We start from the raw sequence: 13,492 nt of genomic DNA on the forward strand, positions 1-13,492 counted from the left end.
TTCCTCAGACAGATGCTGCACCAACAAACCACGCTGACTGTTGTTCATCGAGAAAGATACGCTTCCAAAGGGGTCAACGCTTTCGCAGACCACTCGCATCGGCGTGGTCTTCGAGCGCTTCAGATGGAAGGAAGTTAGTGAGACGACGTTCAATATCGTGTGAGGAGGTTTTGGTGTGCACAGCTAACACCTCCTCATTCCTTCCGAAAAGAATCCCCGATAAGCCGCCGCTATCGTTCGGTTTTGCGCCTAACTAAAGACGGATGGGCCAGGATCTAGCCTACCGAGTTCGTCACCGAGGTCGTAGAGCTCGAGAAGCCGGCCTCGTACCGGCTCGTCCGTGTTCTCTGTGATTCGCTTGCGGAACGTCTCGGGAGTCTTCTTTCCTGCCGCCCAGGAATCTTCTGGAGGTGATTCAGAAGAGGGTGCAGCCCCGTCGGTTTCGATCGGTCTCCCGAGAGGTGCGTAGTCTTCGATTCCAGCAATCGAACACAGTTCCTCGTACAGCGTCTCAGGTGTGAACTCTGCAATACGCTCTGACTGCCAGTCGATCAACCCGACTGCGACGTTACCGAACAGGTCGCTTTGCAGTCGGTCAAACTTCCCGAAGTAGTAGTCCTCGAGCTGGGGCAAGATATCGAACCGCCATGTGTCTCGAACGTTCTCGATACGATCGTGGCCGAACAGGTACGTGTGGCCAAGTTGTTTCCCTTTACCGAGCTGGTTCACCGCACGGATGCGTTCGTTCAGTTCCTCGAGAGCCAAAATCGAGGCAGCGACGAGTTGATCACGCGGAGCACCACCTTCTCTGAGCACGCTCTGTGGTCCGCCAGCCGGGAACCCATACGCTTCGGCGACGACGTCGAAATTCGGTGGGAATGCGTGGAAACGGAACCGTCGACGAAGTGCCGTATCGAGCAACGCGATCGATTCGTCCGCTGTGTTCATTGTCCCGATGAGATAGAGATTCGGTGGAACGACGAACGACTCATTTGAGTGAGCGAGACGTGACCGGGTTTCATTCGGCGCATCTAGGCGTTTGTCGATTTCGAGAAGAGTCATCAGCTCGCCAAAAATCTGAGCGAGGTTGCCTCGATTAATCTCGTCGATAATGAGGACGTATGGCGGCGCTTTGTCTGACGAATCGCTATTTCGATACGCACGTTCGGCGCGCTTGCAGATCTGCTTGAACACGCCAGGCTCAACGACGTATTCGACAGCACCGTCTTGCTCTTTGGCCGTGAGCCCCTCGATGAAGTCCTCGTACGAAAAGGAGGGGTGGAACGTCGTAAGCTCGAGCTGGTTAGCTCGAGTCGCCCCCTCAGATTGCTCGTTGATCCACCAACGGGCGAACTGCTGAGCAGTGTAGGTCTTTCCGGTCCCAGGAGGGCCATAGAAGACGACCTGGCCGGTTTGCTCGAGTTGTTGGGCAACCATACGAGCATCAGCTGGTCGTTCAGCAGGTGGCTCGATGCTTCCTGCACCTTCAACCTCGTAGGCCTCCTCGCGAAGGACGCCCCACTTTACTTGGTTGAAGTTGACTCGGGATCCAACGCGGGACTGGAGATCACGGCCGAGAGCGAGGAATACTGTTTCAGGAGGTGACGCCCGGTTTAGTGAGCCGATTCGGTGTTGTTCTGCGAGGGCCTCGAGGTCGTCCTCGAGGTGGTCATACAAATCGAGAAGCCGCTGACACTGCTCGAGGGAATCGGTGGTGATCGTAACGTTGGGTTCGATCCCTGAGAGAGCACTGGACCATTCCTTCACGTCCTCAGAAACGAGCTCTGCCGAAAGCAGATTCACCTCGGCTGTTCGACCTGCTCTGTTGAATAGCGATCTAATCCGCCGATGTCACTAGCTTAGAAGGATGAAGCCGAGGAATTCGATTCTGCCTATGGAAATCGATATCCTCGACTTCGTTGAGCAGTGTCGTGACCTAGCCAAACAAGCGTTGGGGAAGCACGCGGGCGAGCCCGCCAGCGGCGGGTTCGCCCGCTGGGTCCATGTCGTCCTACACTGTTTTCGGCTCGAAGAGGGCCACAGCTACCGTGAAACACCGAATCGGCTGAAGTATATGGCCGAGGTTCGTGACGTACTCGGTCTCGATCGAGAGGATCTCCCTGACTACAGCACGATCTACAAATCGTTCGACCGGCTGAAAGTGTGGGTGTGGCGGGCGTTGCTGCGCGTTTCAGCGCAGCAACACCCGCAGTCTGGCCACGCCGCTCTTGACAGCACGTTCTTTGATCGTCGCCGTTCTTCGTCGTACTTCCGTCAGCGGTCAGGAAACACCGTGCAGACACTGAAAGTGACGACATTAACTGATATAGAGTCGCTCGCTGTTCTTGATGTCCATATTACAGCACGGTGGAAGCACGATACGAAGACAGGACCGCAGGTCGTCCGCCGAAACGCGGACGACCTGCAGTCCGTGGCTGCCGACAACGGGTTCCAAGACTGGCACACTGAGCACGAGATCTCCGCACTTGACGTCGAGTATCTTGTTCACTACCGCGGCTCATCACTGAATGCAGCCATGAACAACGCGCTCATCCGGGCAAAAAGGTACTCTCAGCGCTGGATGGCCGAAACCTCGTACTCAACAACGAAGCGCTCGCTCGGCGATGCCGTGCGAGCGCTGGGCTGGTATCGCCAGTTCCGTGAAATTGTCCTCATGTTCGCCATCATCAACATAGAAAAGCTCTGTGAACCACTCTAACTACCATTCAGCAGCTATTCAACAAAGCAGTTCGACCAAGTTTAGAGAGGACGTCCTCTGTCGCAGCATTGATGCCGTCGTACTCTTCGGGTTCGGACACACCGTGGTCACCTGATTCCTCGAGAACCATCTCGTACAGTTGCCGGGCGTCAGCGTTCGCTTCGCGGTCCAGATCACCGGCGCTGACCTTGTCGATGACATTGAGAAGCTGGTCGATCTCGAAGTTCACGGGGACTTCGTGTTCAGTTCCCGCAGTCGCGTGCCCAACGACAGATTCGTAAGCTGTACGGAATTCGCTGAAGACGTTTGCACAGCCTTCGTAGTCGCTGGGACAGTCGTATCCGAAAAAGGAGAGACCGCGCTCTGCATACCCATTTATTATAGGATACTCCTCGATGTGGAGGAATCCAAAAAGCTCCCATAGCGTTCGCCGAGCGCCTAACTCTCCTTGCCAGGAGGCATCATAGTGATCTGCGTGCAGAATTTCTTTGATAAGACTCGCGAGTTCCTTATCAGTCTGCCCATGGTCGTGCCATTTTTTGTAAATCGTGTTAGCGGTACCAGAACGCTGAGCTGACCACATAGGGTCCCAGAGCGTTTTGAATGTCTGCTCTGAGGGAGTGGTGATAAATTCTTTCGCCCTAGAACGGGACTCTTCTGGTGTGTATTCACGTTCGAAATGGAAATGGTGTGCACTCGAGTTATCTTGTGCAACCTGTTTCCAGAGACGAAGAATCTGAACTTGACGATCAGTTGGATCGTGAGAATCCGACGTCATGAATGCCACCTATGGCCAGATGGTGATGTCATCCAACAATGTCCACGTGTCATACACCGATAACTAGATCGATGTTGCTTAAACCTGTGGACAAGAGGCACAAGGAGTCTTACAGGTTGATACACCACTGCTTCAAGTGAAGATGACGAAGAGACAGCTCGAGTTACTTTCTAACCGAGTGTTAGAAAATCATCAGTTTGACCGTGATAGCGAAAGTTGAGGTGTTCATTTTCGTGTTTGAGACACGTTGACTCTTAAGATGGAGACGAGGCATGTCCCCCACACCGAATTTCAGATGATTTCATCTCCAAACGAAAGACCGGAGTCAGACCAGCGACTGTATCGGACCGGCCGAACATAACGGTAAACAGCTGGAAGCAACGCTCTATTTCCAATTTGGAGTGATTATATTTCAAATAAAGTGCAAGGATTTTGAACGTCTATTATATAGATATCTATCTAGGTAATCTAGTAGTAGAGTAGAGAGGAAAAGAAAACCATAGGTGGCTAAAACCTGCAATTCAGATACTGATCTGGTATCTACACCACTATTTTATATACTCAACAGGGAAATACACCTCGAGTCGATCAGACTCCGCTCAAACAAGCGACCTCGAACCACTATCGAGGTCGACACCGGTTTTCAATTGATTTCGGTAGTATATCCCCTCTTGAGCCGTTATAGAGCGAAATTGTACTAATTCATCTCTCGAGTATACTCCGAGTCAGTACGGAATTTCATCTGAAATTTGGTGTGGGGGTGCTTTGGATCGACCCACTTAGATCAAATCAAATACACCTCACCAAATTCATTTGAAACCGGGTATAACAGCTAAATACTATTTCACAGCCATTACAAGCGATTTCATTTGAAAGGTGGTGTTCGCCACGAGTGAGTCACTAATTAGGAGGTACTAACCTATCCATTGCACTCAGCCCTTCAATAGCACCAATATACAAGAAGACGATTTTCCAAGGAAAGAACTAATACAAATTCATTTGAAGCACGGTGTATGGACTCAACCTCGGATGGGATCCAGACCCTTGGAGAGTATGCCGCAGAACACGGCGCGGTTGCTCATTCTCAATCTGCCACACGTGATGATCCGCTTGCTGTCTTGGATGAAGAGGATCCTATTTTTGCTAACGAGGATATCCTTCGCATTGACCACATCCCCGACCAAGACAAAATCGTCGGACGAAACGACCAAATTGAGACCGTTGCCCGTCGACTCAAGCCGACGATCACTGGTGGTGGTGGGAAAGGGACACTTCTTCTCGGCAAGTCAGGATCCGGAAAGACGCTCGTAACTCGATATGTGAGTCGAGAGGTGGTACACCGAGGAGATGCGAACGGAGTCAGGATTGGGCGTGCAGTCATTGATTGCGCTCAACGGCGGTCAGAGGTTCAGACAGTGATTCATCTTGCAAAGAGTCTGAATGATCCAGAACAAACTGGAATCTCAATTCCGAGCTCCGGAATCGCTACAGGTGCCTACTATGATCGATTGTGGGCAGTGATTAACGAACTCTATGACGCGGTCATCGTCGTTCTCGATGAGATCGATCGTCTTGCGCCGGCTGATGATGATCAGAATCTTCCACCGGAGGAAGCGGATGACAGCAAACTTCTCATGCAACTCTCACGGGCCGGTGAAGAGAACGATGTAGAAGCCAGCATCACCGTTATCGGCATCAGCAACGACCTCAAATACGGAGATCGTCTGGACACTCGTGTCGAGAGTTCCTTCTCGCCCGACGAAATCGTGTTTCCAGCATACGACGCAAATCAGCTCGGCGATATTCTGGATCGTCGACGAGATGCCTATCATGACGGAGTCTTAACCGACGATGTTGTTCCACTCTGCTCTGCGTTTTCAGCCCAAGAACATGGTGATGCACGGAGGGCGATCGATCTGTTCCGACTCGCCGGTGAGGTTGCTCGAGACAACGATGCCGAAATGGTACGTGAGGAACACGTTCGCGTCGCTAACGATGATGCAGAGGTAACTCGAATACAGGATCTAATTCGTGGGTGTCCTACGCAGGCAAAAATCGCAATTGCAGCACTCGCTGCAATGGACGAATTCACTAACCAGTCATCATTCAAGGCGACCGAAATGTATCAAGTATACCGAACATTCGCTGAAGCGATTAATACAAATGTCCTCGGACAGAAGCGGATCACCGATCAACTCCGTGAGTACGAGACACTAAAAATCATAGACATGGTAAGAACAAGTGACGGATATCGCGAGGGTACATACCTCCAGATCTCCCTGCTTGACGAACCGGGTCTTCTACTACAAACGATTGGTCTGGATGATCGATGTGCAGACATCCCAATCAACTCCCGCATGCAACAGCATATCCGCAATATACTCAACTCATAAGTCAGATCAACTGCGAGTCGTAGGGCATTCAGCTAGTGTCTAGATACAAACACCGACAAAGCCACTCAGCTGTACACCGAACAGACAGTCACATAAGTAACACTTGTAGAAGGGCAGAAAGCTAACAGTAGTGAGAATAACGTGACTGAGCCTCTCATTGAACTGGCTACTGCATTCGCATCTGCAATTCCGGATGTTGACTCTGTCGCCGAACACGAACGATGGCAGCCTGATATTGGCCCCTTCGAGGAAGAAACCCAGATCGAGATGATCCTTGATGCGCTCGAGGGCCATCCCCTCCGGAGAACAATAGAAACAGAAGTCCCATACTTGAACAAGAAGTAACGATGTGACCTGGTTCTCAACTACGATGAGAAAGTACTCCCAGTAGAGGCCAAGCTGCTCCGATTCCGATATGATAACGGAAACATCGATCCGAACAGCTTCGCACGCATCTTCACGCCCTTCCCTGAGCGCAGCACGTCGTCGCTACTGACGGATACGAAGAAACTCTACGAATCGGAGTTCGGATCAAACGGTAGGATTCTGGGGCTGTATTACGAGAAGATCGACAAAGAATACGAGCGGATGAGTGCCGAGGCGATCGCCGAGAAGTTCTGCATGGACGTCGATCACTGGTATGACTTCGAAGTGGAGACACGCAATATCGCTTCCTTTGAGGGGCTACAGCATCCTGTTCATCAACGGGGAGCCGTTATTACGTGGGAGATTCTTGACTGAGAAATCTCTTTCATAGAGACCATCAAGTCATCTCTGTATCAATATTTATCCAAGAGCTATTACTACGTGCAATCATGGAGTGGACTACAGATATCAACTTAGGTGGGTTCGGTGATGGTGCAGAGATGCGATGGGAGACGGTGAAGAGTTGGGAATCGTTCACCGACTTCTTTGAAGACGCTGTACATATTGACGCGGTTACCTACTGTGAATCGCCGAAGCTCCTTCTCGACCTTTTCAATAAGCAAGACGAGAAGTTGCAAACGATGGACGTTCTTGTCGGGAACCGAGAAGAGTACCAATCCTCTGTGAACGATGCAACCGTCGCCCGCCAGCTGGAGCGGTATTATCGAGAGGAAAAGCTCATCGTTCGTCTCAAAAATCGGAAAGTCGTTCACTCGAAACTCTACCGCATCGTCAAGCCGGACGACCACGTGACTCTCATTTCCGGCAGTGCGAACCTTTCGTACAATAGCTGGAAGAATCAGACCAACAGCATCGTCGTGTTCGAGACCACGGTTGACAGCCAGCTCGATACCCGTTTTCAGGAGTGGATCGACGATCACCGCGAAAGCTATGCCAACGAGATCTTCATGGAAGACTTGGCGGAGGAACTCGAGCAACTCGACGACGAAGAAGAGAAAGAACGACGTATCGAGTTATGGATCGACAATCGAGACACGCAGCTGACCGAGCAAGGTGAAGTTCACTCAACAGTCGGGAAGGAACTACGCGAGCTCGGCGGCGAGGTCGACAAGGTTGTGGGTGTCACGGACGACGTCGACGAAGCTGACGAAGTAGTCACTTTTCACCACGAGGAGATCCAACCAGACGACGAAAGGGAGGGTGAAGATGACGAAGAAACAGGCAGTGAGAGCGGCACATCTGATGGAATAACAGCAGCCAAGACACCGGAATATACAGTCACTCTCTCAACGCAAGGTTTCGAAAGCGACGGGTACGTTAATCAGATGGAAACCGATCTCAAGCGGCGCGGAGCTGACGTGGGATCGGACGCCATCACAACACCAGTCGAAGGCTACACGAACTACCTGGAGACGCGGTACGACGTGCCGAAGATGTGGATTGCCGACGAGCGTGGAAGCGTCCATCTCCAGCACGGCGAGCGTCACCGGATTTTGACGGCAAACCACGATCCAGATCCCGAAGTACTCGATGCTGCGTTGGAGAACATCGAGAATTACATTCAGACGGTCGAACGGTGGGGAGAGACGAACAACGAGCGCGCGGTGATGGCGCACATGTACGAAGCGGTGCTCTATGGGCTATGGGCACCGTTCATCAATCTGTACGCACAACAGTTCTACGGGAGTGTCACGCTGGACAACGCCCTTCAGTATCTGTACATCTTTGGGGAGTCCGACGCGGGCAAAGACAAGTTCGCAGAGTTCGTCCTACGCCTCATCTCCGATGATCTGGTTCGCGGGAGTGCCGATGCCGACGACGTCGGGAAGAATCAGATTCGGGCGCTACGGAACATCGACACAGTGTTCCCATACGTTGTCTCGGACATCTCGAAGCAGAAAATCGAACGGATCGACACGCTACGGAACTTCTGGGAAGACTCGTGGCACCCTTCGGACGAAATTTCGTATCCAGCGATCATCTTTACGAGCAACGACTCGCGTCCGAACGACTGGTTCCGAAACAGAACGAAGATGCTACACTTCGATGTGGCATTCCCATCAAACCCGGAAGACGAAGGTTTCTACGGCGCACAGGAGGATTTGAATGCTATTCTCGACGTTCGGAATCCGATCTTCTCGTATGTTTCTCAGCGCATCCTCGGCGACCAGCTGTATATCCAGGCAGATGGCACAGTCGACGACGTCAGACGTGTCTTTCTCGAGTTCTACGATGAAGCCAACCGCGAACCACCGGCGTACTTCCCCAAAGAGCCGGCGAACCGCCAGTACAATATCGGGAAACGCAAATGGCGACAAGCGCGCGAGCGAGGAGATGTTACGTTTGAACGCCGAGATGATCACTTGATCGCTGATTTCGATCTCGAGCCACACGAGCTGTACAGCTTTCGAAAAACGCTTCCAACAAAAATGCGGCCAGAAAAGAGTGGGCGGAAAATCATTATCAAGAACCCAGACGACTTCGATGATTGGCTCGATACTGATAGGCGTAATGAAGATACTGAAAACAGGAAGGGATTCTTCAACCGCCTTTTAAGAAAATGAACTTCAAATCAGGTGAATAAGAGAGTCCGCTGTACTTCAGCCTGATTTCAATCAATATATGATAGCCCTAGAACTATAGTCCACTGATATGAGTTCTATCTATGGCTAACGACTTACACATCTCGAAAGACGAACGACGGCGAATCGCTGTTGGTCAGGATCTCGACTATCCTAGGTACACGACGAAGATCATCAACCTCGCATGTCACACCTCGCAGGCAACAAATCGTGGTTCAGTGGGATCGATTGACGAGATTCTGGAAGAGTTCGAAGCCAAGAACCCTGACGCAACATTCGAAGACTGGGTCGGATACTACAAGGAACAGCATAATGGCGAAGTGAAGGTACAACGGGCGGCAAAGAAGACTCACGACATGGTCGAGAATATGCGTGAGGCAATCGACCTAATCACGTACGAAATGATCAGAGAGTGGGTCGAAGATCTCATCCTGTATAAATCGTATATGGGGTTCGATGCTCGCGAAGTGATTATCCCAAAACTGGGGAGTGAACTGCAGGTCAGCTCGAGGCTTGCCAGTCCAGAGGAGATGGCTGATGGGATCAGTGGCTATCTAGGTGATCAACCGATCTGTTTGCGGTCTCTGAAGCACGACGATGGGCCAGCAATGTATGAAGACCCGGGTGTCCCAGTCGTTTATTACGAAGAGATAGATTCCGGTGGATATCGGGTTGAGATGAGTGAATTGAGTCGAACGTTGGACGAATTCTAAAGTCAAGGTCAGATATGAACGAGCAAGAGCTGTACGCAGACAACTGGCTGGATCTGAACTGGACTGAATGGCTATCACTCGATCCAGCCGACGGCGATTTACCAACGATCTCGAGTGATCCAGGCCTCTCCGTGTTCGCCATCGTGACCGCGATGGTCTCGAGTACATCGGCGAAACAGGACGAAGCACACGTGGACGAGTTGGCGCGTTAGCTCGCAATGTCTACTCCGACGATATGCCCTTCCGTGATCCACACACCGCAGCACCGTGTCTGTGGGCGGTCCGGGATCGATACGGGTCCGCGTTCGAAGTGTCTACAACCACCCCACCACTCGCCGAAGATGACCAGAACCGGAAGGGACTCGAGGAAGCACTGATCGCGATCGCTCGTCGAGAGATGGGCCAGAGCCCGACAGCGAATTTCGGACGGATCATCGAAGGCTATTCACAATCCAGCTACCGAAAAGACGGCTACGTCGGTGGCCCACTCGAGGACGGCGAAACCGAACCGAACGCCGAACTTGGCCGTGGACCGGTGCCATGGAAGAACGTCGACGACGTGACTGCCCGGGACTGGATGGGCCTCGAGTGGTCCGAACCGTACCGACTTGAGAATCGTCTTGAGCCAGACCTTCCCGATGTAGGCGTCTACCGGATTTGGCTCGAGGGCAATACTCCTCCACTGGCATACATCGGGGAGACGTCAGCGTTCACGGGACGCCTCCGTCGACACGAGAAAACCTTCGGCAGTGAGGCACACTTTGCAGTGGCCACGCCAAAAGGAATGGACACGAAACACAAACGGACGGAAGTGGAAACGGACCTGATCGGTGCACACTACCTAGTTCATGGACGATCCCCACTCGCTCAGTTTGGGAACGGAGACGCCATCCTCCAGTAATAGTCCGTTCGAAATTCTCATCTCCGTGAGCAGCTCACGGATGTATTGCTCGCCATCAATTCGCTGGTTGATCCACGTTTGGAGATGGATCGGACCGTGTTCTCCAAAATTCCCGGCCGTATTTTGAGCAAACCCGTCTCAGACACCAGTAATCAAATCTATTTAAAAGCGATATGATTAACAGGCCGGAGTTCGTGGTATAGTCAAATGCAGACTCGAGACCTACCGGAAGAGGCACCCGGACACTATCACGAGTCTCATCCACACCCATACTACATTCCAGACAAGCTCCCCCTCTCGACACGGATCGATGTCGACGACGAACTCACGGAGCTTATCGCCAATGCATCCTTTCAGCTCGGCCGAATCGACGGTATCAGTCCAACCGTCGATTTCTCGCCGGTTCTCTACACGTCCCTCGTCCGACTCGAGGCAGTCGAGACCGCCGAAATAGAAGGGGCCGATGTCGACGTGGACGAGGTATACGCCCATCACACGCGGACCAGCGGAGACAAGAACGTCGATGTGAGTCGGGACTTGCAGGAGGTACTGAATGCCGAACGCGCCCTTCAAAAAGGATTCAACGCGATCAAACAGGGTGAGCCGATAACGCTCGAACTCCTCCAGTCGCTCCTCGAAAACGTTCGAAACGAGGGTGAGGTCGTAGGAGAATGGCGGACGACTGATGTCCACCTTCCTTCTCCGTACGCCAGTCAACCTCCGTTCGTTCCCCCGCCGTACCAATCGGTTCCCGAGCTTATGGACTCTCTGGAGGCGTATATCCAGATGGGCGGCCAGTATCACCCGCTCGTTGATCTCGCGATTACGCATTATCAGTTCGAGACGGTTCATCCCTGTGAGGACGGGAATGGCCGGCTTGGCCGCATTCTCATCGTATTACAGCTCTGCGCTGAAGGATATCTGAGCGAGCCATATCTCTATCCGAGTGCCTACTTTAATCGCAACAAGCAGGAATACGTCGAGAAGATGCGCGCTGTGAGCGAAACCGGGGACTGGCGCGACTGGATCACGTTCTTCATCGAAGGAATCGAGGTACAGGCGCGGGACTCGTACGAGCGGACACAGAAGCTGATGGAACTTCGGCGCGACTACGAACAGCGGTATCCACACCAGAAAACGAGTCATCGCCTTGCGCGGGGTGTCTTCGATATGCCGTACTTCACTGCCAACGATGTCCAAGACGAGTTCGATGTCAGTCGGCAAACCGCGTATAACGCCATCGAGGAGTTAGTATCCGACGGTGTTCTCGTTGAGACGACTGGCAACCAGCGGAATCAAGAGTACAAAGCGATCGACATTTTCGACATCCTCGAGAGAACACCCAATCACTAGCTCGTAGCTGGTGGATTCATTGCCCACGTCATCGAACGAGACCACTGCGGGTGTTCTTGAGGTCCTGCTCGTACTCAGCCATCAAGATCCCGACGACATCGGTCCGCAAGAGATCGTGACCGCGACGGTTCTCGATGTACTTTGGATTCGTTCGAACTGGCCGGCCTTGTTCCCGCATAGCGTGATATCGGTGCGCATCTGGTTAGTCATCGAAGAGTGTTTGATAGAGATGGTTAGCGCATACCTGCGTCTTCAGGCGCAGGTCGAGCGATAGGCAGAGACGGCCCCGTTTTTTGTAGTGACGCTGGGTGGATTTCCCTCGTTTACTTTCACTCCGCATGGCTGATGTATATGATTCCCCGAGCCGTAGTGATGGGTATAGAACGGATGCCTGAAGTCACGAAGACGCTGGAATTGAGCCTCGTCAACCCCAATGCCCACAAAGAGCGCAAGCTCTGTGAGACCCGCGAGGCATATCAGCAGGCACTTCAGGCAGCCTTCGACGCCGACTGCACCTCGCAGTCAGCCACAAACGACGTCGTTGTCGAGTACGACCTCTCCGGCTACGCCAAAAACGCCCTCAAAAAGTACGTACCGCAACTCTGTGGCGGAAGCTATGATGCCGATGAACTTCACGATGACCATCCTGTGAAGTTCACCAACGAAGGCGTCCAACTCGACCACAAGCCACAGAACGCCCTCGAGTGGTACGTCAAAATCCCGCACCACGACGATTACCACCTCTGGATCCCAGCACACGTCAATCCAGACCAGCGAGACTGGGTGGAAGCAGTGTACGCTGGTGATGCCGAGATGGGTGAAAGTCGGCTGTTCAAGCGGGATGGGGCGTGGTATCTCCACGTCACCGCCACCCGCGACGTGGAGGGACAGTCTGCGGCGTCTGCCAACGAGCGGACGCCCATCGGTGTGGACATCGGAGAAGCGAGTCTCGTTACGGTGTGTCACCGCGACGAGAGCGGTTCTCCAGTTCGCCCCAAACTGTGGGCCGACGACGGCAAGGCTGTTCGTCGGCTCCGCAAAACATACTTCACCGCTACGCGGCGACTCCAGAAACGTGGGAGCGAGCGCATCGCGGAGTCCTACGGTGACACGTTGTGGGACCAGATTGACGATGTGTTCCACCGTGTGACCCGCGAGGTCGTGGAGTACGCTGAGTCCGTTGACAATCCAGTGTTGGTACTGGAAGACCTGACGTATATCCGTGAGAACATGGACTACGGCGCGTACATGAACCGGCGGTTACATGGATGGGGCTTTGCGAAGCTCCACACACAGGTTCGGTACAAGGCCGCCGAGAATGGGATTCCCGTCGAGACAGTGAATCCCCAGAACACGTCGAAAACATGCCACGCCTGCGGTGAACACGGCTACCGACCACGACAGGCAACGTTCCGTTGCTCGAACGCCGACTGTTGGGTCACAGAGTACCAAGCCGATGTGAACGGGGCGATAAACATTGCAGACCGCTACCGTAGTGGAGAGAGCCACCGCCAAAGCGACCGGGCTACCCGGCAGAAGGCTGGTGACGATGACTCAGCTACGGATGGGGCCCATCCGTCTTTAGCTAAGCCAAGAACCGCATGACAGCGGCGGCTTATCGGAGTTGCTTTTCGGAAGGAATGAGGAGGTGACAGCTGTGCACACC

At 52.9% G+C, this 13,492-nt stretch carries 13 protein-coding genes; 10 read left to right on the forward strand and 3 right to left on the reverse strand.

Features of this window, described 5'->3' with window-relative positions; all coding sequences use genetic code 11:
• Positions 1–249 precede the first annotated feature (249 nt).
• Entirely contained in the window at positions 250–1,803 is a 1,554-nt protein-coding gene (locus BW940_RS20005; RefSeq protein WP_076610928.1) for an McrB family protein, read from the reverse strand.
• 91 nt (positions 1,804–1,894) lie between these two features.
• On the opposite strand from BW940_RS20005, the gene BW940_RS20010 reads away from it, so the two are divergent.
• Positions 1,895–2,719 (forward strand): IS5 family transposase, encoded by an 825-nt coding sequence (locus BW940_RS20010; RefSeq protein ID WP_076610929.1) that lies wholly within the window; start codon positions 1,895–1,897, stop codon positions 2,717–2,719.
• Between the two features lie 7 nt (positions 2,720–2,726).
• Here BW940_RS20010 and BW940_RS20015 read toward each other — a convergent pair whose 3' ends face one another.
• Complete coding sequence (locus tag BW940_RS20015; RefSeq protein ID WP_143823972.1) at positions 2,727–3,506, reverse strand: hypothetical protein; 780 nt, start codon at positions 3,504–3,506, stop codon at positions 2,727–2,729.
• 1,004 nt (positions 3,507–4,510) lie between these two features.
• On the opposite strand from BW940_RS20015, the gene BW940_RS20020 reads away from it, so the two are divergent.
• From BW940_RS20020 to BW940_RS20045, 8 genes are all read left to right on the forward strand, one after another.
• Positions 4,511–5,890 carry an AAA family ATPase gene (locus tag BW940_RS20020; RefSeq protein WP_076610931.1) on the forward strand — a complete coding sequence of 460 codons (1,380 nt, stop codon included), beginning with the start codon at positions 4,511–4,513 and terminating at the stop codon, positions 5,888–5,890.
• Positions 5,891–6,031: 141 nt separating this feature from the next.
• Positions 6,032–6,235 carry a hypothetical protein gene (locus BW940_RS22010; protein WP_216819694.1) on the forward strand — a complete coding sequence of 68 codons (204 nt, stop codon included), beginning with the start codon at positions 6,032–6,034 and terminating at the stop codon, positions 6,233–6,235.
• Positions 6,236–6,478: 243 nt separating this feature from the next.
• Positions 6,479–6,631 carry a hypothetical protein gene (locus tag BW940_RS22015; RefSeq protein WP_216819695.1) on the forward strand — a complete coding sequence of 51 codons (153 nt, stop codon included), beginning with the start codon at positions 6,479–6,481 and terminating at the stop codon, positions 6,629–6,631.
• Between the two features lie 74 nt (positions 6,632–6,705).
• Positions 6,706–8,841 (forward strand): restriction endonuclease PLD domain-containing protein, encoded by a 2,136-nt coding sequence (locus BW940_RS20030; RefSeq protein ID WP_076610932.1) that lies wholly within the window; start codon positions 6,706–6,708, stop codon positions 8,839–8,841.
• Between the two features lie 101 nt (positions 8,842–8,942).
• The gene (locus BW940_RS20035; protein ID WP_084776841.1) at positions 8,943–9,572 is read left to right on the forward strand and encodes an MjaI family restriction endonuclease; all 630 of its coding nucleotides are present in this window, start codon (positions 8,943–8,945) and stop codon (positions 9,570–9,572) included.
• Positions 9,573–9,586: 14 nt separating this feature from the next.
• Positions 9,587–9,784, forward strand: a complete 198-nt coding sequence (locus BW940_RS22020) for a hypothetical protein (protein WP_216819696.1) — start codon at positions 9,587–9,589, stop codon at positions 9,782–9,784.
• Between the two features lie 23 nt (positions 9,785–9,807).
• Positions 9,808–10,473 (forward strand): GIY-YIG nuclease family protein, encoded by a 666-nt coding sequence (locus BW940_RS20040; protein ID WP_216819697.1) that lies wholly within the window; start codon positions 9,808–9,810, stop codon positions 10,471–10,473.
• Positions 10,474–10,680: 207 nt separating this feature from the next.
• Positions 10,681–11,826: a Fic family protein gene (locus tag BW940_RS20045; protein ID WP_076610933.1), complete on the forward strand. Its 1,146-nt coding sequence runs from the start codon at positions 10,681–10,683 to the stop codon at positions 11,824–11,826.
• Between the two features lie 28 nt (positions 11,827–11,854).
• Here the strand turns inward: BW940_RS20045 and BW940_RS21920 are convergent, their stop codons facing one another.
• Positions 11,855–12,004, reverse strand: a complete 150-nt coding sequence (locus BW940_RS21920) for a hypothetical protein (RefSeq protein WP_173834928.1) — start codon at positions 12,002–12,004, stop codon at positions 11,855–11,857.
• Between the two features lie 209 nt (positions 12,005–12,213).
• Between BW940_RS21920 and BW940_RS20050 the strand changes: the two genes are divergently transcribed.
• Complete coding sequence (locus BW940_RS20050) at positions 12,214–13,431, forward strand: RNA-guided endonuclease TnpB family protein (RefSeq protein WP_076610935.1); 1,218 nt, start codon at positions 12,214–12,216, stop codon at positions 13,429–13,431.
• Positions 13,432–13,492 lie beyond the last annotated feature (61 nt).

It is taken from the genome of Natronorubrum thiooxidans, from assembly GCF_900156475.1.
Taxonomy (GTDB): Archaea; Halobacteriota; Halobacteria; order Halobacteriales; family Natrialbaceae; genus Natronorubrum; species Natronorubrum thiooxidans.